The sequence below is a fragment of the Bradyrhizobium sp. SZCCT0231 genome (assembly GCF_018130245.1).
GTDB classification, from domain to species: Bacteria; Pseudomonadota; Alphaproteobacteria; order Rhizobiales; family Xanthobacteraceae; genus Bradyrhizobium; species Bradyrhizobium japonicum_F.
Genome location: NZ_JAFCKP010000001.1, coordinates 792,765 through 817,790, shown reverse-complemented (window position 1 = coordinate 817,790; position 25,026 = coordinate 792,765). Strand labels below are relative to the sequence as shown.

Sequence of the window (25,026 nt, the reverse complement as noted above, 5' to 3'; positions counted from 1 at the left end):
GAACGCTCCAAATCGTCTGTCTAATTTGCAGGCGATCGATCGGCCCTGCGGGATATTCGACTGCCTATGAGCTATGCATATCGGTCGGTTCAGCCTCTCTTTATTGTACGGACAGTACGAGAGGATATCTCTGGGGCTGATGATGCATTGCGGGAGCCGCTGCCGATGCAGGCCGCGATTCTCGCAAGCAGCGGCGAGGCATCCTCGACGCGCAGCCGCCCGTAGCCGAACACCAGGCCTTGTCGTGTCGGCTGCTCCAGAAAGTTCTGCGACAGCGGCTGTACGTGGATGCCGGCCTGCTTCAGGGCAGCCGCCGCTTCGCGATCACTCATGCGCGCTTGCATCGCCTCGGTGAACAGCGCGACGAGATGCAACCCGGTGACGGCGGAGGACACGGTCAGGTCATCCGGCATCAGCGCCGCGATCGCATCGATCAGCGCCTTTCGCCGGCTCGCATAAACCCGCCGCATCGCGCGCAGATGCCGCAGCAAATGTCCCTCCCGCATGAATTCGGCCAAAGCGAGCTGGCCGATGCCGGAGGTGTGCACGTCGATCCGCGCGCGGCCCTTCGAGAACCCCTCGATGAAATGCCTGTTCGCGACCAGGTATCCGAGCCGCAGGTTCGGCATCATGATCTTGGAGAAGGTGCCGAAATAGATCACCCGCCCCTCGCGATCGAGCGAGCGCAAGGAGGCGATCATGCTGTCCTGGTGCCTGAACTCCGAATTGTAATCGTCCTCGATCACCCAGACATCGTTCCTGTTGGCCCAATCGAGCAGCTCGAGCCGCCGCTCCAGCCCCATGCTGACGCCGAGCGGATATTGATGCGACGGCGTGACCACAATCAGCCGCGCACGCGGTGCGCGCCGAATTCCTTCCGAGACGACCAGCCCCTTGTCGTCGACCGGGACAGGAACGAGCCTTGCACCAGCCGCGGTGAGCGCCCATCGCGCCTCCACGAAGCCGGGTTCCTCGACCCAGACCTCGTCGCCGGGATCGAGGATCATCCGGCTGCAGAAATCCAGTGCCCCCGATGTGCCGGAGGTGACGACGACCTCGTCCGGCGAGCAAACGAGACCGCGCACGGAGCCGAGGAAGTTCGCGATCTCGCTCCGCAATTGCGGATGGCCTTCGGGCGGAAGATCGAGGCACTCCTGCTCTCTTGGATTTTGCCAGGCCTGGCGCAGCAGGCGCGACCAATCCTTGAAGGGAAAGGTTGAAATGTCAGGCGCGCCCGGACTGAACTCCGACGGCCAGTTGGTCTCGTAGTCGAAGGCCAGCAGCGACCGCCAGCGCTCCGACATGTGGGCGGGCCTGGCCGCAGGCAACGCGGACGATGGCTCCGCATGCGCCGAGGCGACCGATGCCACCATGACACTGCCGCGCGGCGTCGATTCAAGATAGCCTTCGGCGTAGAGCAGATCCCATGCCGTCAGCACCACGGTTCGCGAGCAACCCAGCTCACGCGCGATCTCGCGCGAGCCGAGAAATTGCGTCCCTGAGGGAAAGGCGCCGCACAGAATGCCGTCCCGGATATGCTTCGCGATCTGCAAATGCAGCGGCACCGCGGAGGTCCGGTCGATATGTATCCCGGCAAGGGATAGGCGCCTGCTCGGATGACGGCTGCTGTTCATGTCTCGCACGTCGGGCAACACTGGCCTATCCACTGTCGAGGCCATTGCCGACCGTGAGGCTCTTGGCCGCCGCCACCAACTTGTCCACGAAGGGCATGAACATCTGAACTTTCGGGGACATCCGTGCTGCCTCCTGCATGATCGTCGACGGGTTGGCGCCGCCATCTCGAGCCGGCGCAGAGCTACACCGAAAGACAGCCCACGAAAAGGGATCCGTGATGCCGCAGCGGCGCACCACTGATCTTCCGGGGCGCATGTCGCGGAGGCCGTGACGCAGCGAATCCACCGTTAGAACCGATCGAGATTGGGGCTGCTCGCATTGCAAGTCGGACCCGCGGACCAGATATTGCCGGAGCCAGTCAATCGCATCTAAATCGACCATCCGCTCATCATGCCCTTCTTCCGGCTCGACGACGGCGACCTTCGTCCCGATGACTCCTTTGATTTCAACCCGGAGGACGTGCCGCGCGCCATCGCAGCCTTCGGCGGCGAAATGGTCACGAAGGGCACCGAGGTGGCCATGCACGCCCATCGCAAGGACGAGCTCGTCTTGGCCCGGCGCGGCGTCGTGAGGCTGGAAGCCGGGCGAAACATGTGGATCGTGCCGCCGCGCTGCGCTGTCTGGATTCCCGGCCATGTTGCGCATGGCGTGAGCGTCGCCGGAAATGTCGAGGTCTATTGCCTGTTCGTGGAGCCGGATGCGGTACCGGCGCTGCCGCGGCAATGCTGCACCCTGACGATCTCCCCTCTGCTGGAACGTCTGCTGATCCATGCGACGCACATGCCGGCCCTCTACGATGCGGACGGACCAGATGGGCGGATCGCGGCCGTACTGCTGGATCAGCTCTCGCTGGCACCGGTCGAAGAGCTGCGTTTTCCCATGCCGGCCGATTCCCGGCTGCGCAGGATCGCGAGCGCGATGATGGCCGACCCTTCCGACCGCGCCACGATCGAGGACTGGGGCCGACGCATGGGCGTTGCTCCCAGAACCCTCACCCGCATCCTGCGACGCGAGACCGGCATGAGCTTCGGCCGATGGCGCCAGCAGCTCCACATCCTCATCGCACTTCAGCGCCTCGATCAGGGGGCGTCGGTCCAGGCTGTGGCGCTCGATCTCGGCTATGAAGGCGCGAGCGCCTTCGTCACCATGTTCCGCAAGGCGCTCGGCAAGCCGCCCGCGCGATATCTGGCGGAACGCCGCACGCACTGACCTGAAATCGCAATCGATTGTCCCGTTCGCGGAATGCGCCCCGCAGGACGATCTCGTATTCAGGCTCAAGAGCGCCCGGCAGGCGCATTCTCAAGGAGCTCGAAACATGGATTCACTCAGCAGTGGCCTCGTCGCGGACGTTCTCGAACGCCTCCACCGGGAAGCGGAAGCCGCCGATGCGCCGCTCGCGCAAAGCTTCGCGAACGAGGCGAGCAGCCGCGAGGAGATGATCAACCAGCTCGTCACCGCCGAGGGCCGCGATCTGGAAGGAACCTACCGCGGATTCGCCGACAATTTTCTGAGCGTGTCTCCGCGGTTTGGGCGCTTTCTCTACGTGTGCGCCCGCGCCTGCAAGGCGAAGCACATCGTCGAGTTCGGCTCTTCGATGGGAATTTCCACGATCTACATGGCGGCCGCACTGCGCGACATGGGCGGCGGCCGGCTGATCGGGACAGATCTCGAACCCGGCAAGATCGAGCGGGCGCGCGCGAACCTCGCGGCCGCGGGGCTCGCCGATCTCGTCGAGTTTCGGCTGGGCGATGCCCGCGAAACGCTCAGCTCCGGCCTCAACGGCGACATCGACATGGTGATGCTCGACGGCGCCTTCACGCTCTATCTTTCCGTGCTCAAGCTGCTGGAGCCGCACCTCAGACCCGGCGCGATCATCGTCGCCGAGAACGCGTTCGAGGAGGCATCAGGCTATATCGACTACGTCCGCGATCGCCAAAACGGCTATCTCTCGCTATCGCTGCCGTTCGATCCCGCCCGCGGCAACGAGCTCAGCGTCAGGACGCGGTAATCCGCGCGTCCACGAAACTCCAATGACAGGAGCACGGCTTTGAACGAGCCCGACCGACCGCAGATGTCCGAGCCATCGAAGCCGCCGCAGGGGCCAGTCGCGCGCATGTTGCTGCAATGGCTGATGCGCCCTGCGCGCGTCACCGGCGTCGAGACGCTCTCGCCTCGCTTTCGGTCGATCGAGCTCGAAGGCGATGCCCTCAAGGGCGTCGCATGGACCATCGGCCAGAAGATCCAGGTCGCGATGGGATCCGGCCTGAGCGCGCGGACCTACACGCCGGTGTCGTGGGATGCGGAGAAAGGCCGGACTCGACTGCTCGCTTTTGCACACGGCAACGGGCCCGGCAGCCGATGGGTAAGCGCCTTGCGCCAAGGCGACATCTGCTGGTTCTTCGGCCCACGTCGCTCGCTCGATCTTTCCGCTCCGAGAGCGCCGACAGTCCTGTTCGGCGATGAAACCGCATTCGGCGTTGCCTCAGCGTTCCGCGACAACCGGCAGGTGGATTACGTGTTCGAAGTTTCGGATGCCGCAGAAGCAGATCCCGTCCTGGCTGCCATCGGCCTCGGCGGCGCCACACTGATCGCGCGCAGTGCCGAGGACGCCCATCTTGCATCCGTCGACGCCGAGCTGTTGCGCTTTGCCGCAAGCGCGCATTTCGTCCTGACCGGCAAGGCTTCGTCGATCCAGCGCATCAGCCGGTCCCTGAAAGCCGCCGGCGTTGCAAGGTCGCGGATGAGCACCAAAGCCTATTGGGCGCCGGGCAAGACCGGACTGGATTAGCGCAAGCGCCGCCAGCCGATGACGATGCCGGTCATCGAGAACACCAGCCCGAGCGCGCAGAGCCCGACGATCAGGATTTCGCGCAGATATGGGTGCGCCATGAGGACCGGAACGTCGAATGTGTGCAGCGCGCTGTAGGCCCAGCGATAGGCCCGCCGTGACGCATCCAGCCGTTGCAGCACGCGGCCATCCGCGCCGTCGATGTCGAACCAGAGCTCGTTACACCGGAAGCGGTAGACCGGCGCACCCGGGGATGCGGCTTGCACGGAGTAGAAATCGTCATCAGCAACAACGGACGGTGCATCGCAGCCCGCGACAAGGCGCATCGTCAATGTCAGCACCTCGCGAGCGCTGAGAAATTCCCGTTCATCTCGCGGCACGTCCCCTGCCTTGATCAACGCCTGACGGCCGAGATCAACCCGGCCGCGCCGATAGACATGGCCGTTGAAGGCGAACCATTCGACCTCGCGAGCCGAGGGCGATATTGGCTGCCGATCCAGCGTTGGAGCTTCCCTCCAATCGGGCGCGGCGTTCACCACGCCGGCCTCTGCCGGCGTCAATTGCCCGCGCGAGAACAGCCGGCCGTGATCCATCGAGAGCCAGCCGCTGAAGATCCAGGTCAGCACGAAGAGCGCCGCCGCGAGGCCGATGAGATGATGCAGCGCATGCCAGCCACGGTAAGGCGAGGAGATTTGCCCTTTGCGAAACCTGATCCGCGCGATCCCGAGCACGGCACCCAGCAATGCTGCGATCAGGGCGAGCAGCGACAAGGTCCAGACCACCCGATCCCAGAGCGCCCAATTGCTTCGCAGCAGCGTCGGATAGATCCAGTGCAGCACACTGCCGACCCAATTCCATCCGCGCTCGCTCTGCGTCGTATCTAGGACGATCTCACCGGTGAGCGATGAGACGTAAACCTCCGTTCCGGCGACATCACCGAGAGCCACGCGAAACAACGGCCGGTGACGATCGTAGCCGTTCGGCACGCTCCATTGATCGTAATCCGCGTGACCAACAATCGACGCATGCGAGGCATCGATCTTTCGCTGGCTCGCATGGGCTTGCGCCAAAACCAGAGCGACACCAGCGGATTTCACCAACGCGTTGTTCCCGTCGGTCGCGCGGATTGCGCGCTGGCCCGAGGCCCCCGACACGATGTAGACCGCTCCATCACTCCGCTGGATCAGCCGAACACGCGTGGCATCGGTGATCCCGCTCGCCGCAACGGCGTCCGCGACCGAGATCCTCGTCCCGTCGCGATCCAGCGGCGCGAGCCCGGCAAATCGCTCCGCTTCCGTCAGCGACGGAAACGGAACGTAGTGCATCACGATTCCAGTCGCGAACCACATCGCGAACAGGAGGCAGAACGCGATCCCGAGCCAGCGGTGCGAGAGGACGATCGCGCCCATCATGCGTTCAACGCCCTACCATTTGAACGCCGCCGAGATCTCGTAGGTGCGCGGCGCGCCCAAGAGGATCTGGTCGGGATAGAACGGATCGCCCCAGATCGCGTAGCGCTTGTCGGTGAAGTTGCGCACGCGGAAGGTCAGGCGCGCCTGGTCGACGGCATTGAAGACCGTCTTGGGAATGTCGACGAAGGCGTAGACGTCGCCGACCGTGTAGGCGTTCATCGTCACCGTGTTGGCGTCGGTGTTGTAGCGATCGCCGACGTGCCGGCCGACGATGCCGAGTTCCACCGGCCACGGGGTGAAGAACCGGTACGACGCGCCGGCATTGGCGACGATGCGCGGCACGTTCGGCGGCGTGTTGCCGGAGAACGAGCCGCCTGCGAAATTGTAGTCGGCATAGCGCGCATCGACATAGGCGATGTTGCCCCACAGCCGCAGCGGCTCGATCGGGCGCACGGAGGCGGCAAGCTCGACGCCCTTGGACTCCTGCCGCCCGGCGATATTCAGCTGCATGCCGCCGGCCGCCGCATAGACGTTCTTGCGCAGGATGTCGTAGGCCGAGAACGACCACTCCGCCCTGTTGTCCCAGAACAGGTGCTTGACGCCGGTCTCGTAGGTGCGCGACGTCGTCAGGTCCAGCGGTTGGGTCGGCAGCAGCAGGAAGATATTGTTGGCTGCGATGTCGGCGCCGGTGGCATATTGGCTGAAGAAGGTGAGGCCGGGAACGGCCTCCCAGGTGTAGCCGATGCGTCCCGTCACCGGCGCCCAGTCTTTCGTGAATGGAAAGCCAGCCTTCTCCAGACCGTTCTTGTCGGTCGAGTTGCGATCGAGCCCGATGTGCTCGACACGCAGGCCGCCGATCAGCGCGAAGCTACGTGTCAGCTTCAGCCGGTCCTCGAATGACAGTGCCTCGTTGTCGATGCGCGCGGTCTGCTGCTGTGTCGTGAGCAGGCCATAAAGGCCGCGGTTGGGATCGACGAGCGAAACTGAATCGCTGGGAAAATTTGCCGCGCCGGGCCTGACGAAATCGAGATAGCTCGACGAGAGCGTCGTGACCAGCCGGTTGTCAAAGCCCGCGATATTGGTGTCCCAGATCAGGTCGGTGATGTTGCCGACCAGACGCTGGCTTTGCGCGACATAGAAGCGCTCGCGATCGACGAGGTTCGTGGTGGAGTTGAACGCCTCGATCTCGTTGTTGAACCAGGTGCGCTCTGCGCCGTAACCATAGGCTTGGCTCTTCAGCGTCAGATCCGGCGCCAGCTTCAGCTCGAAGCCGCCGCGCAACCACACTTCCTGAGCGACGTTACGGTTGTCGAGAACGTTGTAGTTGGTGTTGAAGGTGCGGTCGTCGATCGTGACGGCACCAAGATTCGTTCCGTTGTAATTCGAGACGTAGTTGCCGGAGACGATCCCCGTCGTCGCATGCGAGCCGCTGAAGGCGACCGGCACCAGCGGTGCGCCCCAATAGGCCTTTCCGCGATCCTCACGGTACTCGATCGCGCCCCAGACCTTGAGGCTGTCGGAGACGCGGTAGTTGAGTTGGCCGGAGACGTCGAGCGTCTTGGTATAGGTGTCGTCGACAAAACCGTTGAGCGAGGAGCGGCTGATGTCGAAGCGGTAGTCGAGGCCCTGTACATTGGTGCTGCCGCCCGAGCCGTAATGCGCGCGGACCGAGTTCAGCGAGTCGTACGAGAAGTCCGCCTCGTTCCGGACCGCGCCGGTGTGCGGCTGCTTGTTGACCAAGTTGATCGCACCGCCGGCGGCGCCCTCGCCCGAGATCAGGGAGGCCGGGCCTTTGAGGAATTCCACGGCGTCCAGATTGGCGGTATCCACGATCCGCGAGGTCATGTTCTGCGGACCGATCTTGATGCCGTTGTAGAGCGTGTTGATCTGGCTGTTGGTGAAGCCGCGCATCGAGAAGGCCGAAGGTTCAGCCGGGTTGTCGCCGGAGGTGACGCCGACCGCGCCCTGCGCCACCTCGGACACGGTGCGATAGCCCTGTTCGCGCATGGTCTCGGCCGAGATGACTTCAACGGTCGCCGGTATCTCCCGCACAGTCAGGCCAAGCCGCGAGGCGCTTTCGGCAACGGCATTGGTGTTGAGCGGGGTTTGCGCCGTCGAAGCCGGCATAACGGGTTTTGGCGGTGCGGTTAGAGCCGCCCTCCTGCGCGCTGCCGCGCGGCGCGCGCTCTCCGCCTCCCGTGCGGCCGGTTTGGCCGGCTTGCGCGCTTGGGCGGGCGACACCTCGACGGGTGGCAGCGGCTCTTGGGTTTGCTGCGCCAGAGCGGCAGGCAGATCGAGAACGGCAAAGGACGTGAGCGCGGCGGAAACCAGCATGAACCGGCGCGGTCGTGCGATACGGATGGAAGACACGGGTCTAGACCTCGGTATGACGTCAGTGGCACGTCACAGCGAACGAGGTCCCACCCTGGGCCTGTCAGCCCTCCGATGAAGCCGAATGTCTGCACTCCCCGACCGACATCTTCGCGTGTGACCACGGCTGACGGCAGGTCTCCTGGCTCGCGGGTCATCACCGCTTCGTCGCCTTCCCGGGACCGAGGACCCAGTGGCTCGTGACGAAGGATTATCCGCTCACAGTTGCGGGGGCAGCCACGGCATTGGGGACAACGCCCCGCACCGCATTCCCTTTTCATTCCCTCTCGGGGAAACCGTCACGAGCATCTAGGATTACCACCAAGACAGAGTCAATGTGCCAGTTGCGGCGATATTGCCACAGCCACCAACTTCCCCGGAGATTTGCATGGAAGGCGCGACCTTCCTCTGGCTGATCCGACATGCACCTGTCGACGGCATCAAAGGGACGATCCACGCGGCCGATGCGCCGGCGGATCTGACCGACCACGCGCAACTGGACGCGCTCCGGCCGCGCTTGCCGCGGGATGCTGCGAGTTATGCGAGCCCTTCGCGGCGCACGCTCGAGACGGCGCGCGCGCTGGGGCTCGAACCCGATCTGGTGAGTGAATTCAGCGAGCAGGATTTCGGCAGCTGGACCGGCCGACGACATGACGAACTTGCCGCGAGCGGCGGCGAGGCCTACGCGCAATTCTGGAGCGATCCCGCGCACCGGAGACCACCGGGCGGCGAGAGCTTTGAGGATCAGGTCGCGCGCGTCCGCCTGGGCCTGTCGCGGATCGGAGCCGGATCGGCAACGCTCGTCGTGCATTCCGGCACAATCCGCGCCGCGCTGTGCATCGCGCTCGATCTCACGCCGCAAGCCGCGTTGCGCTTCGTAATCGACCCGCTGTCGCTGACCCGGATCGACCGGCTCGCGACCGGCTGGCGCGTCGTCTCGGTCAATCAGCGGATCAGCTAGGCCGATCCGGCACACTCGCCTGCGCGAAGGTCGCCATGCCGTTGTGGAGCGCGCAGGCCGACCGAACCAAGGGCAGCGCGATCGCGGCGCCCGATCCCTCGCCGAGCCTGAGATCGAGGCTGATCAACGGCTGCACGTTCAGCGCACGCAGCACCAGCCGATGTCCCTGCTCCGCCGATTGATGCGACGGCAGCAGGAACGGCTGGCACGACGGGTTGAGCCGCACTGCCGCGAGCGCTGCCATCGATACGATGAAGCCGTCCATGAATACGGGAATGCGGCGCTGCGCGGCCGCGACGATGGCGCCCGAGATCGCCGCGATCTCGAGACCGCCGACGGCGCACAGGATCCTCTCGGCCGAGGCTCCGGCGACGCCATGGCGTGCAATCGCCGCATCGATCACCCGTGCCTTGTGCGCGCGGCCGGCCGCATCGACGCCGGTGCCGCTGCCGGCGATCTCCTCGGCGCCCACGCCAAGCAGGCTCGCGGCAATTGCCGCCGATGTCGTGGTGTTGCCGATGCCCATCTCGCCGAAGATCAAGAGGTCAGGCTGGTTGGCCTCGGCGCGCACCACCGCACGCCGGCCGGCCTCGAAGGCGAAGGCCAATTCCGCCGGCGTGAGCGCAGCCTCGACGCTGAAATCGCGCGTGCCGCTGCGCGGCTTGTCGGTGACGATTCCCGCCATCTCCCCTGGTGCCAGCGTGCCGGCGTCGACCACCTCCAGGCTCGAGCCAAGCTCGCGCGCCAGCACCGAGATCGCCGCGCCTCCGGCCGCAAAATTCGCCATCATCGCGATGGTGACCGCTTGCGGATAGGCCGACACGCCCTGCGCGACGATACCGTGGTCGCCGGCGAAAACGATGATCGGTACCCGCGCGGCGCGCGGCTGCTCGGTCGCCTGCAAGCCCGCAAGCTCGATCGCGAGCTGCTCGAGCCGGCCGAGTGCGCCGGTCGGCTTCGTCAGCTGCGCTTGCCGTGCAATGGCCGCCTCGCGATGGACCGCGGAGACCTCGGGGCAATTCTGGTAAACCCATTCGGGAAGCATGCTGCTCAACGCCTGCGTTTGAGAATATAGCTGTCCATGATCCAGCCGTGCCGCTCGCGCGCCTCTTGCCGCAACGCGACGATGCGCGGGCCGACCTCGGCCAGCGCGCCGGACATGATGATCTGATCGGGCATGCCGAGATAGGCACCCCACCAGATCTGCAGGCCTTCCGGATCCAGCGACTGGAACGCCGTGTCGCCATCGAGCATCACGACGACGGTATCGACGCCCTGCGGCCAGCCGCCTTCGCGCAAGCGCCGCCCCGTCGTGACCAGGAACGGCTCGCCGATGTCGTTGAGCGGCAGCGCATGCGCGGCGCAAAGCGCCTGGATCGAGGTGATGCCTGGCACAACTTCGATATCAGGCAAGGGATCGAGCCGCCGCGCAATGCGCAGCGAGGAGTCGTAGAGCGACGGATCGCCCCAGATCAACAGCGCAACCTTGCCCTCACCTGCGAGATGCCTCGCGATGGTCTGCGACCAGGCCGCGGCCACCGCATCATGCCAATCGTCGACGCCCTTGCGGTAATCGGCTTCACCGGCATCTCGCATGGGCAGATCGAATTCGGCGATGGCTGTCTTGTCGCTGGTGAGCACGTCCGCGCAGATCGTCCGTCTGAGATCAGCGAGATCGGACTTCGCAGTGCCCTTGCGCGGGATCAGGACGAGATCGGCCGCGTTGATGGCTTGAATTGCGGCGCGCGTGAGCTGCTCGGGATCGCCGCAACCGATGCCTATCAGGAAGAGCGTGAGCATCGGGCGTGTGGGGCGGCCATGACGGCCGCCCCTTGTCTCTTAAGCCGCGTTGTGCAGGCGAGGCGTGACGAGGCCGGGCGCGGTGACGCCACGCAGCGACTTCGCCAGCGCCAGCACGGCGAGATCGGCGAGCGGCTCGATCACGATCACCAGCGCATAGGACGCCGCGAACGTCGCGATGCTGGCGAGGTTGGTCATGGCGAAACCGGAGCCATAAAGCGCCCAGAACGCCACCCAGGCGATCACGCCGGCCTGGTAGGTCGTCGAAAGCGCCAGCGCCTGCCGATACTTCAAATCAACATAGGCGGTGTTGCGCGAAATGATCCGTGCGGCGATTGCCTGGATCGCGAACAGCGGCACCAGGAGCGTGGTGACGTTCATGCCATATTGCGGCAGGTCGGTCGGCACGAACAACACGCCCTGGAGCAAGAGGCCGAGCGCGAGGCCGAAGGCCGCGGGCGCAGCACCAAACAGCAGGAACAAGGTCGAGCCGAGGATGCAGTGCACCTCGGAGACGCCGACCGGGAAATGCGGCAGGACCTGGAAGAAGGTGAAGACGAGGCCCGTGGTGGCGAGCGTGCGCGCCGCGAACGAGCCGACGCCCTGCTCGCGCACGGTCTCGACCGCAAGCTTCAAGGCAATGCCGCCTGCGGCGATGCCGGTTGCGTAACTCAACACGAGCTTGGCGCCCGTCACTACGCCGGGTTCGATATGCATGGCTCAATTCCTTCCTGCCGTCACACCCGACGGCCTTGGCCTCAAAACGTGCACGGCCGGTCTCCTGGCTCGCGGTTCATTGGGGTTCTCCGGCCTTCCCGGACCTTGCGGCCCAGTGGCTGATCGGAGCCCCTCACCGCTTACAGTCGCGGGGGCGGCTGGGGTTTTGGGCGCCGCAATTGGGTCCGCCCACCCCCATTCCCGATTATGCTCCGGCGCTTTGCGCCGCGTCGAGCACCATGCCTCTCCTGTGTGCCCCTTTCGCGGAGCCGGCGTCAAGGGGCGAAGCGTGGCCGCGGCCGTCATGACGGATAATCCCCCGCCAGCGCGCCGAACAGGATCACGGCGGCGGTGGAAGCGGCGCCGCCGCGCGCAAGCTGCTCGGCGAGCTCTGCAATGGTGGTGCGGACCAGCCGTTCGTCAGACCGCCCGAGGGATTCGGCGAACAGCGCCGGGGTGTTGGGGGCGAGGCCGTGCGCGATCAATTTTGCGGCAAGCGCCGGAAAGGTGCGTCGGCCCATATAGACCACGGTCGTGGCCTCGGGATCGGCCAGCGCCGCCCAATTCAGGTTTGGCGGCAGCTCGCCGGTGACGTCGGCACCGGTGATGAACTGCACCCGGCGGGAGGTATGCCGACGGGTCAGGGGAATGCCGGCCTGGGCGGCGGCGACGCAGGCGGATGTGACACCGGGAACGATCTCGTAGCCGATGCCGGCTTCTCGCAGCGTCTCGATCTCCTCCTCGAGCCGGCCGAAAATGCCGGCATCGCCCGATTTCAGCCGCACCACGCGCGCGCCGGTTGCGGCATAGTCGACCAAGAGACGGTTGACGTGGTGCTGCTTCGTCGAAGGCCGCCCGGCCCGCTTCCCCACCGCGACGAGATTGGCGCCGGGGCGGGCAAGATCGAGGATCGCGCCGGAGGCGAGGTCGTCATAGAGCACGACGTCGGCCTCGCGCAGCCGCGCGGCGCCCTTCACCGTGAGGAGCTCGGGATCGCCGGGGCCGGCGGAGACGAAAGAGACAAAGCCGCTCACCGGTCCTCCGCGATCAGATGGAAGAACGTGCCGGTGGCATGGCCACGGCGCGAGCCGGTCTCGGCAATGACCGTGCCGGTTGCGTCGTGCACGACCGCCAGCGGCGTATCGGGTTGGGCAAGGATGGTCGAATAGTGGAACTCGTGGCCGCGCAGGCGCGCACCGACCTCATGCCCCGGCATCGGCGCGGCCAGTTCGGCAAGTCGATAGCCGAGATGCATGCGGCGCTTGGCAAAGCTGGTCTCCAGGCCGAGCAGCCCCGCCATCTCATGGCGGACGCCGTCGGCGTCGGTCAAAGCGGTGCCCAGCACCATATAGCCCCCGCATTCGCCATGCACGGGCCGCGTCTCCGCGAAGCCGCGAAGGCCGCTGCGAAAGCATGCATTGGCTGCGATCCTGCCGGCATGAAGCTCGGGATAGCCGCCGGGCAGCCAGCACACGTCGGCGCTCGCATCGGGCGCTTCATCGGCCAGCGGCGAGAACGGCACGATCTCGGCGCCCGCCGTGCGCCAGGCCTCCAGCATATGCGGATAGACGAAGGAGAATGCCGCATCGCGGGCCAGCGCGATGCGCTGGCCCGGCGGCGTCACATTCAGACCGTTCGCCGCAGGTTGCGGCGACCATTTGGCTGCCGATTGCAGCACCGCATCGAGATCGACGTGCTCCGCTATGAAGCGGGCAGCCTCGTCGATCAGCTTGCCGATCTCCGCCTGCTCCTCGGCCTGCACCAGGCCAAGATGCCGCTTCGGCAGGCTGATCTCGGCATGGCGCGGCAGCGCGCCGAACACGGCGATGCCGGCCTCGTTCAGCGCGCGTCGCACGAGATCCTCGTGGCGCGGGCTGGCGACGCGATTGAGCACGACGCCGGCAAGGCGCACGCCGGCGCGGTAATCGCGAAGGCCTGCGGCGATCGCTGCCGCAGTCTGCGCCTGGCCGGAGGGATCGATCACCAGAACCACCGGCCAGCCCAGCATCTCCGCGATATCAGCGGTGGCACCGGTGCCGGAGACGCCGCATGCGGCGACGCCGTCGAACAGTCCCATCGAGCCCTCGGCGAGCACGATGTCGGCATCGGCACCGCGGCCGACGAGATGCGCGATGGTGCCACGGTCCATCGCCCAGCTGTCGACGTTGACGGAGGCGCGCCCCGTGGCGGCGGCGTGGAAGGCGGGATCAATGTAATCGGGGCCGCTCTTGAAGCACTGGACGTTCAATCCGCGATTGCGCCAGGCGCGGGCGAGCGCCAGCGTCAGCGTGGTCTTGCCGACGCCGGACGCGGGTGCGGAGATGACGAGCCCTGCCGGCATCACGACGCCTCCGGAAAGCGCGGCTCGGCTCCGACCGGCCGGTAGCGGCGGTCGTAGTCGGCGGCATAGAGGCGGCTCTCGTCAAAATCGGCAGCGCCAAGCGTCTTGCCCACCAGGATCAGTGCCGTGCGCTCCATCTCGCCGCCCACGGCCGCATCGAGCGTGCCGAGCGTCGCGCGCACGATCCGCTGCTCCGGCCAGCTCGCGCGCCAGACGATCGCGACCGGGCAGTTCGCACCGTAGTGAGGCGCCAGCTCCGCGACGACCTTGTCGAGCAGGTGGATCGACAGGTGGATCGCGAGCACCGCGCCGGTCGCGGCGAATGCGGCGAGCTTCTCGCCCTCGGGCATCGCACTGGCGCGGCCAGGCGTGCGCGTCAACACCACGGTCTGGGTAAGACCGGGCAGCGTCAGCTCGGCCTCCAGCGCAGCGGCAGCAGCCGAGAAGGACGGAACGCCCGGCGTGAGCGAATAGGGAATGCCGAGCGCGCGCAGGCGACGGAGCTGCTCGCCTATCGCCGACCAGATCGAGAGATCGCCGGAATGCAGCCGCGCGACGTCCTTGCCGTCTGCATGCGCTGCGGCGATCTCCGCGATGATCTCGTCGAGCGACATTGGCGCGGTGTTAACGATCCGCGCACCGGGCGGGCAATGCGCCAGCACGCCTTCCGGCACCAGCGAGCCGGCATAGAGACAGACGGGGCAGGCCGCAATCAGGTCGCGGCCCCGCAGCGTCAGCAAATCGGGCGCGCCCGGCCCGGCACCGATGAAGTGCACGGTCATGCGCCGTCTCCTTCCGCGATCGCCGCAGTCGCGGTGCGATCCTGCGAGACCACGCGCGTTGCAATCAATCGCGCACGAGGGCCCGCTGCCGCGAGCGCCGCAGCTTCGGCGACCGATCCGGTGCCGAACTTCTCTGCGACGAGGCTTGACTGCGTCGGCGTGTCGATCCCGGCCAGTACCGCGGCCGGAACGGCCCTGATCGGCACGCCGCACTCGCGTGCGAGTTGCTTCAGCGCGTCGGTGTCGGCCTTGTCGCTGACGGTTGCCACCGCCGCAAGCCCTTCCGCACCGCCGGCAGCCAGCAGCGCTTCGCGCAGCGAAGCCAGTGTCACATCGCGCTTGAAGCCGAGTCCGGCGACCTTCATCGCACCACACTCCACTGCACCACGGGGCGCGCTGCCTCCCATGACCGATAGCGGCCGAGCGGGGCGGCATGAGAAATCTCCACCCGCATCAGCTCACCGCCATGACGCTGGTGCAATTCGCTGAGCAGCGCTTCCGTCTCCAGCGTCACGGAATGCGCAACCAGCCGCGCTCCGGGCGAGAGCCGCGACCAGATCGCATCGAACATCGCGACATCGAGGCCGCCGCCGATGAAGACAGCATCCGGCGCGTCCAGCGTAGCAAGCGCTCCAGGCGATTTCCCCGTGACAACAGTAATTCGATGCGCCAGTCCGAACGCAACAGCATTTTGTTGGATGTTCGCGGCGCGATCCTCGCGCGCCTCGATGGCGGTCGCCGTCCCACCACACAGCGCCCACTCCACCGAAACCGAACCTGAGCCAGCCCCGATATCCCACAGCCGTTCGCCGGGACGCGGCGCCAGCGCCGAAAGTGCGAGCGCACGCACAGGCCGCTTGGTGATCTGGCCGTCGTGGACGAAAAGGTCGTCCGGCAGGCCCGAGCTCCGAGGAATGCCCTGTGTTCCCCTCGCCCACACTGCCACCGCCACCAGATCAGCAGCGACCTCCTCGGCAAAGAGATCGACGCGATGCTGGTCAGTGTATTCCCGTGGCCCGCCAAGCGCCTCGAGCGTCCACATCAGTGACGCGCCCCATCCGCGCTCGGTCAGCCATTTCGCGAGATCGCCGACCGCCGCTGCGTTGCGCATCAGGCAGATGATGTGCGCATCTCGCACCAGATGCGGCACCAGACGCTCGAACGGCGCCGCATGGAGGCCGATGCACGTCGTGGTCTCCAGTCGCCAGCCCAAGCGCGCGGCCGCAAGCGAGAAGGTCGACGGCGCGGGATGCGCGATCCACTCATCGCTCCCGAGCTTTTCGGCGAGAGCAGCGCCGGCGCCATGCCAGAACGGATCGCCGGAGGCGAGCACCACCGTCGGTCGGCCACGGCAGCTCAGCACGACATTCGCATCGAACGGCACCGGCCACGGACGGCCGCGGCTGCCGACATCCGCGAGCGCAAGATGACGCTCGCCGCCGAACACGGTTTCTGCCTGGGCAAGCGCCTTTCGGCTTGCCTCGGACAGGCCGGCAAGGCCATCTTCGCCAATACCGATGATCGTCAGCCAGGGATCAGCCAAGGAATCACTCATGACGCGCGCCCTCATTCTGGGTGGAACGGCCGATGCGGGCTCGCTCGCGGCGGAGATCGCGCGTGCGCGCATAGATGCCGTCTACTCCTATGGCGGCCGCACCCGCGCGCCGGCCGATCAGCCGCTGCCGACCCGCATCGGCGGCTTTGGTGGCGTGAGCGGTCTTGCCGACTACATTCGTCGTGAAGCCATCACACACGTGATCGACGCGACGCATCCGTTCGCGGCCGAGATGACCCGCAATGCGGTCGAGGCGTGTGCGGAGACCGGCACACCGTTGATTGCGTTGGAGCGAGCGCCCTGGACGAAAGCGCCTGGCGACAACTGGATCGAGGTCGGGGATGTCAACGCCGCCGTCGCCGCGCTGCCCAAGGCGCCGGCAAACGTGTTCCTCGCCATCGGCCGTCAGCACATCGCGCCATTCGCGATGAAGCCGCAGCACACCTATACGCTGCGCTTCGTCGATCCGCCCGAAGCGACCCTGCCCTTCGCGGCCGATGTGATCGTGTCGCGCGGCCCCTTCACACTCGACGGTGAGCTGGAGATGATGCGCGCACGCGGCATCGCGTGGATCGTCGCCCGCAATTCCGGCGGCGACGGCGCGCGCGCCAAGGTCGACGCGGCGCGCATGCTCGGCCTGCCCGTGATCATGATCTCGCGACCGCAACTGCCCGAACGGTTGCGGGTCGAGAGCGTCACGGAGGTGGTGCAGTGGCTCGGTCATCGGACCTGCCTCGGTGCATAGACCCAGCGACCGACGCGTCGCGTCTGCGAATTGCCGACGATCACCAGCGTGCGCATGTCGGCCATCTCGGGCCGCGCCTCGTTCAGCGTGACGGTCACGATCTTCTCATCTGGCGCGCTGATCGCGCGCGCGAAGATCACGAGACGCTCCCCGCAGCCGGCCTCGCGCAGCAGCGCAAGCGCGCGGCCGAATCCTTCCGGCCGGCTTGCCGAGCGCGGATTGTACATCGCGATGGCAAAATCGGCTTCTGCCGCGAGGCGGAGACGTTTCTCGATCACCGCCCACGGCTTGAGATTGTCGGAGAGATTGATCGCGCAGAAATCGTGGCCGAGTGGCGCGCCGGCGCGGGCGGCCGCCGCCAGCATCGCCGTGATGCCCGGCAGCACGCGGATCGGCAGCTCCTGCCATTGCGGCGCCTGCTCGAGCGCCTCGAACACGGCAGACGCCATCGCGAACACGCCGGGATCGCCGGAGGAGACGACGACGACCTGCCCTCCTTCGGCGGCCAGACGCAACGCCTCGCTCGCGCGTTGCAGCTCTTCGCGATTATCGGAAGGATGTAGCTTGAGACCTGGTCGCGGCGACACACGCGAGACATAAGGTGCATAGCCGAGAATATCGGTCGCCGCCGCGAGCGCGGCGGAAACCTCGGGCGTCACCAGCGCCTCGTTGCCGGGGCCGAGGCCCGCAATGGTCAGCGTGCCCGTCATTCGGCCGCATCCAGATGCCGGCCCTTGCCGTGCACGAGCACGATCGCGAAATAGGGACAGTCGGCGGCATCGACCTCAGCGAGCCGCGCGACACGCTCGCCCGGCATGGTACCGCGCTCGACCAGCCAGGCATCGTCGAGCCGGCCGGCGGCTGCGAGCGCGCGGCGTACTTTCGCAAGATTGCGGCCGGTCTTCATGACGACGAGCGCATCGGAATCGCGCATGCGGCGTTCGAGTTCGTCCTCGCCAAGCGTCCCCATCAGCACCGTCGTCACGTCGTCGCCGAGCGCGATCGGCTGCCCGACGCCGTTCCAGCAGCCGACCATGCCGGGAATGCCCGCGATCACCTCGATCTCGACGCGGCCTTGCAGGCGCGTGTGCAGATGCATGAACGAGCCGTAGAAATAGGGATCGCCTTCGCACAGCACGACGACATCGACAGCGCGTGAAAGGCGCGCCAGGCGCTCGGCCCATTCGTCGTAGAAGCCGGCGAGCAGTTGCACGTAATCGGGGCTGTCGAAAGCGATCTCCGTGGTGACCGGATATTCCATGGGATATTCGGTGACGCCGGCAGCGAGCATGCCCTCGACGATGCGGCGCGCCTGACCCGGCCTGCCCTTCTTGCGGAAATAGGCGACGTGGCTAGCGCCACGCACCATGCGATCGGCACGCACGCTCATCATATCAGGGTTGCCGGGGCCGAGACCGCAGCAGATGATGCGTCCCATGACTATTCGCTCCGGCTCGCCAGCGCATTCACGGCAGCAACCGTGATCGCGGAGCCGCCGAGGCGGCCCTCGACCGTCAGTGCCGGCGCCGGCGGATCGGCCATCAGCGCGGCCTTGGATTCGGCCGCGCCGACGAAGCCGACGGGACAACCGATGATCGCCGCCGGCCGCGGACAGTCGCGATCCTCCAGCATGTTGAGCAGATGAAACAGCGCGGTCGGCGCATTGCCGATCGCGACGATCGCGCCGCCCAGATGCGGCCGCCACAGCTCCAGCGCGGCAGCTGAGCGCGTGTTGCGCATGGATTGCGCGAGCGCAGGAACGGACTCGTCTCCGAGTGTGCAGATCACGGCGTTGGCCGCGGGCAATCTCGCGCGCGTAATACCTTCCGAGACCATGCGCGCGTCGCACAGGATCGGCGCGCCCTTCTGCAAGGCCGCGCGCGCGAGGGTCGCCATGCCTGACGTGAAGCGGATATGCGCCTCCAGGCCGACCATGCCGGCGGCATGGATCATTCGCACCACCACCGGCTCCTCATCGGGCGTGAAGCGCGCAAGGTCGGCCTCGGCCCGAATGGTCGCAAACGATTGCCGGTAGATCGCGGCGCCGTCGGTCTCGTAGGTGTGCGGCATCAGTTCCCTCCGACCAGGATGGAGGGATCGCTGACGATGTCGGCACTGCTCAGTCCGCGCAGGACCGGCGCGTCGCGGGTCGAGCCGTCGCGGACGAGATCGAACCCGGCTCGCGTCGCAATCAGCGTGACCGCAGCCGTGCCGGAATGGGCGCAGCCCTTGCCGCAGCCGGAGACGTGGAGCCGTGCATCGGCGGCAATGCGCGGCGCGAGCGCTGCTGCGAGCGCGCGCGTATCGGCATGGGCCTCCCGGCAGCGCGGCGCGCCGCTGCAGGCGATGACGCGCAGCGCCGGATCATGTGGCTTGGTGATGAGGCCCGCACCACTCGGCATCTCGCGCTTGCCCTCGCTGAGCACCATCCGCCAGGGCGTCATGCGCAGCGCATGTCCGCAACCGGAGAACTGATGGAGCGTCGCGTGCAGCATCTGCCCGAACGCGACGCCGACCATCGCGCCTTGCGGATAGTGTCCGGGCCGCGCCGCGGCCATCACGGGCGCCGGCTCGGTCTCGCCGCGCAGCGATTGAGGCAACGCCGCGCCGGACGCGATGTGGGCTGCCATGCGCCCTCGCCCGCCCCTCGCGCCACCTGAGACGATGAACCAGCTTGCGAGCGCCAGCGCCGCGCTCACGGCCTGTCCGCGCGCGACGGAGCGGCCGAGCCTTGCGCCGTCGGCCCGCACCAGGAGACGGCCCGAGCCGTCGCGCTCGATGCGGATGTCGGCGGAATCGCCGGCCAGAACGCGCGACCGTCCATCATCGATGGCGAAGCCGAATTTGGTGGGAAGCGCGAGGCCGGAATCGGCGAGCGCCTCCTCGAGCTCCGCGGCGAGCGACTGCGTTTCGTCGCCGTTGCTCCAGAACGGCGTCACCAGGATGTTGCGCCTGGCTTCGATATCGGCGTCGGGGTCGAGCAGTGCCAGTCGCGCGAGGCCGTCGAGCAACGGCCGATGGCCATCCTCCTTGACGCCCCTGATCTGGAGATTGGCGCGGCTCGTGACGTCGATCAGACCGTTGCCGAAGCGCTCGGCCAGCTCCGCAATCCCGGAGATTTGCGGTGCTTCAAGGCGCCCGCCAAACGGACGCACGCGCACCACGAGCCCATCGCCCGATTGCATCGGCCGCAGCGCGCCGGGACACCAGCCCTTGACTGCGGAAGCGCTCATGACGCCTCCTTCAGCGCAGCGGCGATCGAATTGCGCCGCGTTTGCCACAGCGCCGCATCATGCAGGCGCGCAAAGCAGGTTTCCATCGCGGCGAGCGCCGCCGGATTTTCGCGCGCCATGAAGGCGCGAACGTCGTCGTTGCCGAGCGTTGCATCGTAATAGAGGTCGAACAGATGCGGCGGCACGGCGCCCGCAAGATGCGCGAAGGCAGCCATGTGCTCCAGCGTCGCGGTGATCTCGGCGGCGCCGCGAAAGCCATGCCGCATCATGCCGGCGATCCAGGCCGGATTGGCCGCGCGCGCCCGGACGACACGTGAAATCTCCTCCGTCAGCGTGCGCGCATGCGGCTCGCTGGGCCGTGTCGCATCGAGATGATAGAGTGACGGCGCGCCTGCACCGAGGTGAGTTGCAGCCGCGGCGACGCCTGCTTCATGTGCGGCATAGTCGGCGGCGAGCAGAAGATCGGTTTCGGGTAAGTCCTGAATATGGACAAAAGCGTCTGCCGACGCGAGACGCTGTTCGATTCCGGCACGATCCGGCTGCATTGTACCATCCACCGAGAACGCCCAGGACGATGCCGACAGCCAGGCCTCGCCGGCCGCCTCGCGCGTCTCCGGCGTGAAGGCATCCGGGATCGCCGAGAGGCCGACGCCGTATTGTCCGGGCCGCGGCGCGAACACCCGGGGCCCGCGGTGGCGGTACGGATTCTCATCGCCCTCGTCCTCGCGCGCCGCGAGCGCCCCGGAGGCGGCCTCGAACAATTGCGCCAGCCCCGCGAAGACATCGCGGAACAGGCCCGATACGCGCAGGGTGACGTCGATGCGGGGGCGGCCGAGCTCGGCCGGCGCGATGATGTCGTAACCGGTGACGCGGCCGGAGGCGTGATCCCAGCGCGGCGCGAGGCCGGCCAGATGCAGCGCCATCGCAAACTCCTCGCCCGCGGTGCGCATCGTCGCCGAGCCCCAGAGATCGACGACGAGGCCCTTCGGCCAGTCGCCGTGATCCTGCAAATGGCGGCGGAGCAGCTCTTCGGCGAGCTTGATGCCTTGTGCATGTGCCGACGGCGTCGGCACCGCGCGCGGGTCGACGGCGAAGAGATTACGCCCGGTGGGGAGCACGTCCTGCCGCCCGCGATACGGCGAGCCCGATGGTCCCGGCGCAACGCGCTGTCCCGCAAGCGCCGCACGCAGCGCATCCCGCTCCGCATCGCCGCAGGCGCCGCGGCCGAACACATGCAGGCCGTCGCCGAACTGGCCCTCCTTGAGGTCGCAGACGAAGCGGTCAATCCGCGGGATCGCTTCGGCCGGCGCCGCCGATGCATCGAGGCCGAGATCCTCTTCGAGACCCGCCGCCCGCGCCTCGTCACGGATCGCCGCGATCAACCGCTGGCGGCGAGCGGGATCGAGACCATCGGCGGTCGAATATTCATCGAGCAGGCGTTCGAGCCGGCGAAGGCCTTCCGGCACCGCAGACGTTTCCAGCGGCGGCGGCAGATGGCCGACCGTGACCGCACCGATGCGCCGCTTGGCCTGCGCGGCCTCGCCGGGATCGTTGACGATGAAGGGATAGATGACGGGGAGATCGCCGATCAAAGCTTCGGGCCAGCACGCTTGCGACAGCGCCACGGATTTGCCGGGCAGCCATTCCAGCGTGCCATGTGCGCCCATGTGCACGACGGCATCAACGGCCTGCCCGCGGAGCCAGAGGTAGAATGCGACATAGGCATGGCGCGGCGTGCGGGCGAGATCGTGATAGTCGGCATCGCGCGAGGCCGCATCGCCGCGCTCGGGCTGGACCGCGATGATGGACCGGCCGCATTGGATCGCAGCGAAGTGGAACGCGCCATCGCGACAGCTCGGATCATCCTCCACCGCGCCCCAGGCTTGCGCGAGATCGTCCTGCAAGACTTGCGGCAACCGCGCAAGCGCCGCACGGTACTCGGCAGCACTCCAGGTCAAACTCTGCTTCAGCAGCACTTCACCGAGCGCATGGACCGGCGCAACATCGAATCCGGCGTCCGCCAGATCCGACGCCAAGGCTTCGACGGACGCCAGCGCATCGAGACCAACCGCGTGCGCGATCTGGTGCGGACGGCCCGGATAGTTCGAGAGCACGATCGCCAGCCGCTTCTCGGCGGCGGGCTTCTCCGCAAGACGCCGCCAGGCCGCGACACGCGCGGCGACGGCATTCACGCGCTCCGCATCGGGCCTGTGCGCCAGATGCGAGAATTGCAGATCGGGATCGCGCATCCCAGCGGATTTGAAGCTCACCACGCCTGCGAACAGGCGGCCGTCGACCTCGGGCAGCACGACATGCATCGCGAGATCGCCGGGCGAGAGGCCGCGCAGCGAGGCAGCCCAATCCTCGCGCCGCGCCGTCGAGAGCGCGACCTGGAAGACCGGACAGGATGCGGCATCGAACGGCGTCGTGCCGTCATCGCCCAGGGCCGAGAACGCCGTTGCATTGACGATCGCCGCGAGAGGATTCTGCGCGAACTGCGCGCGCAGCCAATCGGCGACGCCTGCACTCTTCAGCGAGGTGACGAAGACACCATACGCATCAAAGCCCTTCTCGTGCAGCGCGGTGATCAAGGCATCGGCCGGCCCCGTGTCCGCAGCGGTGAGATAGGAGCGGTAGAACGTCACCAGCGCGCGCGGCTTCTCCTCGGCACCGGCAGGCGCAGCAATGACACCACGCGCAGGATCGTAAAAGCCCATCTCGGGAACGGTCGTCTCGCCGACGACCGGCCCTGCATAAAGCCCTGAGGCGAGCGCGAGCTGCGCAATCGCCGCTTGCGCGGCGACCGGGCCGCCGGTGTCGCAGAGCACCTTGAGCCGGCGCAGCGTCGAGACCGGCAGGGTCGAATACGTATCCAGCCGCGTGTCGTCGCGGCCGTCGGCCGGCAGCACGGCCAGCACAATGCCGCGATCCTTCGCGAGCTGTTGCAGGGCTGCGAGCCCGTACGGCCAGTAGGATTCACCGCCGATCAGGCGCACCAGGATGCCGCGCGCCTGCGACAGCGTGCGCTCGATATAGGTGTCGACCGAGAGCGGGTGACGGAGTTCCGCGAGATTGGCGAGCCGCAGCGACGGCAGGCTGCCCTGGCCACGGCGCCAGCCGGCCGCGAACGTGGCAAGATCGGAATCCGAATACGAGAGCACCACGAGATCGGCCGGGTCCTGGCCGATGTCCCTTGGCGTCGCGGTCTCCTCGAGACCGCGGCTCTCGCGGAAGACGACGTGCATCAGATGGCTAGTCCCGACCTGATGGCGGCTTCGTCGATATCGCCATGCTCGCCGATCACGACGAGTTTTGACTGCCTGAGACCTGCGCCCCAGGGCCTGTCGAACTGGTGGCGTACGCGCTCGCCGACCGCCTGCAGCAACAGACGCATCGGCTTGCCCGCGACCGCGATATAGCCCTTGGCGCGCAGCACGTTCTGCTCGCGCGCCAGACGCTGCACGGAAGCGACCAGCGCATCGATATCCGCCACCTCAGGAAGATCGATCACGACGGAGGCGAAATCGTCGTGCTCGTGCTCCTCCTCGCCGTCATGATGCGAGGGACGCGCGGCGAGATCGTTCTCGGCGGCCGCGCCAAGCCCGAGGATGACGCGCGCATCGATCGCGCCGTCAGTGACGGGCAGCATCGGCACGCGGCGCGGCATCTCGGCGGCAATTACAGCCTTGGCCGCTTCAATACCTTCGCTGCCGGCAAGATCCGCCTTGGTCAGCAGCACGATGTCGGCGCAGGCGATCTGGTCCTCGAACACTTCCGACAGCGGCGTCTCGTGGTCGAGATTTTCGTCCGCCGCGCGCTGCGCTTCGACAGCCGCCGGATCCGGCGCGAAGCGGCCGGCGGCGACAGCCTCGGCATCGGCCAGCGCGATCACCCCGTCGACCGTGATGCGCGAGCGGATCTCCGGCCAGTCGAACGCTTTCAGCAGCGGCTTGGGCAGTGCCAGGCCCGAGGTCTCGATCAGGATGTGATCGGGCCGCACCGGTCGCGCCAGCAATTGCTGCATGGTCGGAATGAAATCGTCGGCGACGGTGCAGCAGATGCAGCCATTGGCGAGCTCGACGATGTTCTCTTCCGGGCAGTTCGCATCGGCGCAGGATTTCAGGATCTCGCCATCCACGCCCTCGCTGCCGAATTCGTTGACGAGCACCGCGAGCTTCTTGCCGCCCGCATTGCTGAGCAGGTGCTGGATCAGCGTCGTCTTGCCGGAGCCGAGAAAACCGGTGACCACCGTCACAGGGACTTTTGCGAGCGAGTTCATTCGGCGGCCTCCGGCACGACGGCGATGGGGGGAATGCGGGCAAGCGACTGCTTGCGGAAGATTTCCGGCCGGCTGCGCCAGGGCACGATTCCGTCCGCCGCGGCGGCATAGGCCGCAGCGCCCGCGACCACGTCACGCGCGTTCGCATCCGACAGGCGGCCATAGACATAGGACCAGCGGCCGGGCGCGCTGAGCGCGACCGAGCAGCCCTGGCTGCAGGCCGAGAGGCATTCGACGGGAACCACATTGACGCCGTCGGGCACGCCGGCGTCGAGAATCGCGCCGTGCAGGCGCTTGCCGGGCGTCGTCTCGCCCTCGCCGAGCGTCTGGCCGGCGCGGCAGGTGATGCAGACATGAAGTGTGACGGTCATCGCCTCTTCCAGATAACAGCGGGAGGCGATGAGGCAC

The 25,026-nt window shown here is 66.9% G+C and carries 23 protein-coding genes and 2 riboswitches; of the genes, 5 read left to right on the top strand and 18 right to left on the bottom strand.

Translation table 11 applies throughout. The features are described from left to right. Positions 1-89 precede the first annotated feature (89 nt). Positions 90-1,634 (bottom strand): MocR-like pyridoxine biosynthesis transcription factor PdxR, encoded by a 1,545-nt coding sequence (gene pdxR, locus JQ566_RS03635; RefSeq protein ID WP_212370098.1) that lies wholly within the window; start codon positions 1,632-1,634, stop codon positions 90-92. 391 nt (positions 1,635-2,025) lie between these two features. Between pdxR and JQ566_RS03630 the strand changes: the two genes are divergently transcribed. The 3 genes from JQ566_RS03630 (at position 2,026) to JQ566_RS03620 (ending at position 4,423) form a co-directional block, all read left to right on the top strand. After that, a complete protein-coding gene (locus JQ566_RS03630; protein ID WP_212370096.1) occupies positions 2,026-2,844 on the top strand; it encodes an AraC family transcriptional regulator in 819 nt (272 codons plus the stop codon). 106 nt (positions 2,845-2,950) lie between these two features. Next, positions 2,951-3,643 (top strand): O-methyltransferase, encoded by a 693-nt coding sequence (locus JQ566_RS03625; protein ID WP_212370094.1) that lies wholly within the window; start codon positions 2,951-2,953, stop codon positions 3,641-3,643. A 63-nt stretch (positions 3,644-3,706) separates the two neighbouring features. Next, on the top strand, positions 3,707-4,423 hold the full coding sequence (locus tag JQ566_RS03620; RefSeq protein ID WP_249139172.1) for a siderophore-interacting protein: 717 nt from the start codon (positions 3,707-3,709) through the stop codon (positions 4,421-4,423). Here the strand turns inward: JQ566_RS03620 and JQ566_RS03615 are convergent. Next, positions 4,420-5,835, bottom strand: coding sequence for a PepSY domain-containing protein (locus tag JQ566_RS03615; protein ID WP_212370092.1), 1,416 nt, complete (start codon positions 5,833-5,835; stop codon positions 4,420-4,422). The two genes, JQ566_RS03620 and JQ566_RS03615, sit on opposite strands and share 4 nt — an antisense overlap. Positions 5,836-5,847: 12 nt before the next feature. Continuing rightward, the gene (locus JQ566_RS03610) at positions 5,848-8,205 is read right to left on the bottom strand and encodes a TonB-dependent receptor (protein WP_212370090.1); all 2,358 of its coding nucleotides are present in this window, start codon (positions 8,203-8,205) and stop codon (positions 5,848-5,850) included. Positions 8,206-8,320: 115 nt separating this feature from the next. Further along, positions 8,321-8,521, bottom strand: a riboswitch (cobalamin riboswitch). A 72-nt stretch (positions 8,522-8,593) separates the two neighbouring features. Between JQ566_RS03610 and JQ566_RS03605 the strand changes: the two genes are divergently transcribed. Continuing rightward, positions 8,594-9,166 carry a histidine phosphatase family protein gene (locus tag JQ566_RS03605; protein WP_212370088.1) on the top strand — a complete coding sequence of 191 codons (573 nt, stop codon included), beginning with the start codon at positions 8,594-8,596 and terminating at the stop codon, positions 9,164-9,166. Here JQ566_RS03605 and cobT read toward each other — a convergent pair. The 8 genes from cobT to cbiE form a co-directional block, all read right to left on the bottom strand. Continuing rightward, entirely contained in the window at positions 9,159-10,211 is a 1,053-nt protein-coding gene (gene cobT, locus JQ566_RS03600; protein WP_212370086.1) for a nicotinate-nucleotide--dimethylbenzimidazole phosphoribosyltransferase, read from the bottom strand. The two genes, JQ566_RS03605 and cobT, sit on opposite strands and share 8 nt — an antisense overlap. Before the next feature lie 5 nt (positions 10,212-10,216). Continuing rightward, entirely contained in the window at positions 10,217-10,966 is a 750-nt protein-coding gene (gene cobF, locus JQ566_RS03595) for a precorrin-6A synthase (deacetylating) (RefSeq protein ID WP_212370084.1), read from the bottom strand. A 39-nt stretch (positions 10,967-11,005) separates the two neighbouring features. After that, positions 11,006-11,683: an energy-coupling factor ABC transporter permease gene (locus JQ566_RS03590; protein ID WP_212370082.1), complete on the bottom strand. Its 678-nt coding sequence runs from the start codon at positions 11,681-11,683 to the stop codon at positions 11,006-11,008. 37 nt (positions 11,684-11,720) lie between these two features. Next, a riboswitch (cobalamin riboswitch) is annotated at positions 11,721-11,940 on the bottom strand. A gap of 45 nt (positions 11,941-11,985) precedes the next feature. Next, entirely contained in the window at positions 11,986-12,717 is a 732-nt protein-coding gene (cobA, locus tag JQ566_RS03585) for a uroporphyrinogen-III C-methyltransferase (RefSeq protein WP_212370080.1), read from the bottom strand. After that, positions 12,714-14,024, bottom strand: coding sequence for a cobyrinic acid a,c-diamide synthase CobB (locus JQ566_RS03580; RefSeq protein WP_212370078.1), 1,311 nt, complete (start codon positions 14,022-14,024; stop codon positions 12,714-12,716). Before JQ566_RS03580 ends, cobA begins: the two co-directional genes overlap by 4 nt. Beyond that, a complete protein-coding gene (cobM, locus tag JQ566_RS03575) occupies positions 14,024-14,806 on the bottom strand; it encodes a precorrin-4 C(11)-methyltransferase (RefSeq protein WP_212370076.1) in 783 nt (260 codons plus the stop codon). Before cobM ends, JQ566_RS03580 begins: the two co-directional genes overlap by 1 nt. After that, entirely contained in the window at positions 14,803-15,171 is a 369-nt protein-coding gene (locus tag JQ566_RS03570) for a cobalamin biosynthesis protein (RefSeq protein WP_212370073.1), read from the bottom strand. The genes cobM and JQ566_RS03570 overlap by 4 nt, the downstream gene beginning before the upstream one ends. Further along, on the bottom strand, positions 15,168-16,349 hold the full coding sequence (gene cbiE, locus JQ566_RS03565; protein ID WP_212371470.1) for a precorrin-6y C5,15-methyltransferase (decarboxylating) subunit CbiE: 1,182 nt from the start codon (positions 16,347-16,349) through the stop codon (positions 15,168-15,170). The genes JQ566_RS03570 and cbiE overlap by 4 nt, the downstream gene beginning before the upstream one ends. A gap of 10 nt (positions 16,350-16,359) precedes the next feature. Between cbiE and JQ566_RS03560 the strand changes: the two genes are divergently transcribed. Continuing rightward, positions 16,360-17,106 (top strand): cobalt-precorrin-6A reductase, encoded by a 747-nt coding sequence (locus JQ566_RS03560; protein WP_212370070.1) that lies wholly within the window; start codon positions 16,360-16,362, stop codon positions 17,104-17,106. On the opposite strand, the gene cobJ is transcribed toward JQ566_RS03560, so the two are convergent. The 7 genes from cobJ to JQ566_RS03525 are packed head-to-tail and all read right to left on the bottom strand — an operon-like array spanning position 17,082 to position 24,989. Further along, complete coding sequence (cobJ, locus tag JQ566_RS03555) at positions 17,082-17,816, bottom strand: precorrin-3B C(17)-methyltransferase (RefSeq protein ID WP_212370067.1); 735 nt, start codon at positions 17,814-17,816, stop codon at positions 17,082-17,084. The two genes, JQ566_RS03560 and cobJ, sit on opposite strands and share 25 nt — an antisense overlap. After that, positions 17,813-18,544: a precorrin-2 C(20)-methyltransferase gene (locus JQ566_RS03550; RefSeq protein ID WP_212370064.1), complete on the bottom strand. Its 732-nt coding sequence runs from the start codon at positions 18,542-18,544 to the stop codon at positions 17,813-17,815. The genes cobJ and JQ566_RS03550 overlap by 4 nt, the downstream gene beginning before the upstream one ends. 2 nt (positions 18,545-18,546) lie before the next feature. Further along, complete coding sequence (locus JQ566_RS03545; RefSeq protein WP_212370061.1) at positions 18,547-19,176, bottom strand: precorrin-8X methylmutase; 630 nt, start codon at positions 19,174-19,176, stop codon at positions 18,547-18,549. After that, entirely contained in the window at positions 19,176-20,339 is a 1,164-nt protein-coding gene (gene cobG / locus JQ566_RS03540; RefSeq protein ID WP_212370044.1) for a precorrin-3B synthase, read from the bottom strand. The genes JQ566_RS03545 and cobG overlap by 1 nt, the downstream gene beginning before the upstream one ends. Further along, positions 20,336-23,584, bottom strand: a complete 3,249-nt coding sequence (gene cobN, locus JQ566_RS03535; RefSeq protein WP_212370042.1) for a cobaltochelatase subunit CobN — start codon at positions 23,582-23,584, stop codon at positions 20,336-20,338. The genes cobG and cobN overlap by 4 nt, the downstream gene beginning before the upstream one ends. Beyond that, on the bottom strand, positions 23,584-24,618 hold the full coding sequence (cobW, locus tag JQ566_RS03530) for a cobalamin biosynthesis protein CobW (protein ID WP_212370039.1): 1,035 nt from the start codon (positions 24,616-24,618) through the stop codon (positions 23,584-23,586). The genes cobN and cobW overlap by 1 nt, the downstream gene beginning before the upstream one ends. Then, entirely contained in the window at positions 24,615-24,989 is a 375-nt protein-coding gene (locus tag JQ566_RS03525; protein ID WP_212370036.1) for a DUF1636 family protein, read from the bottom strand. Before JQ566_RS03525 ends, cobW begins: the two co-directional genes overlap by 4 nt. Positions 24,990-25,026 lie beyond the last annotated feature (37 nt).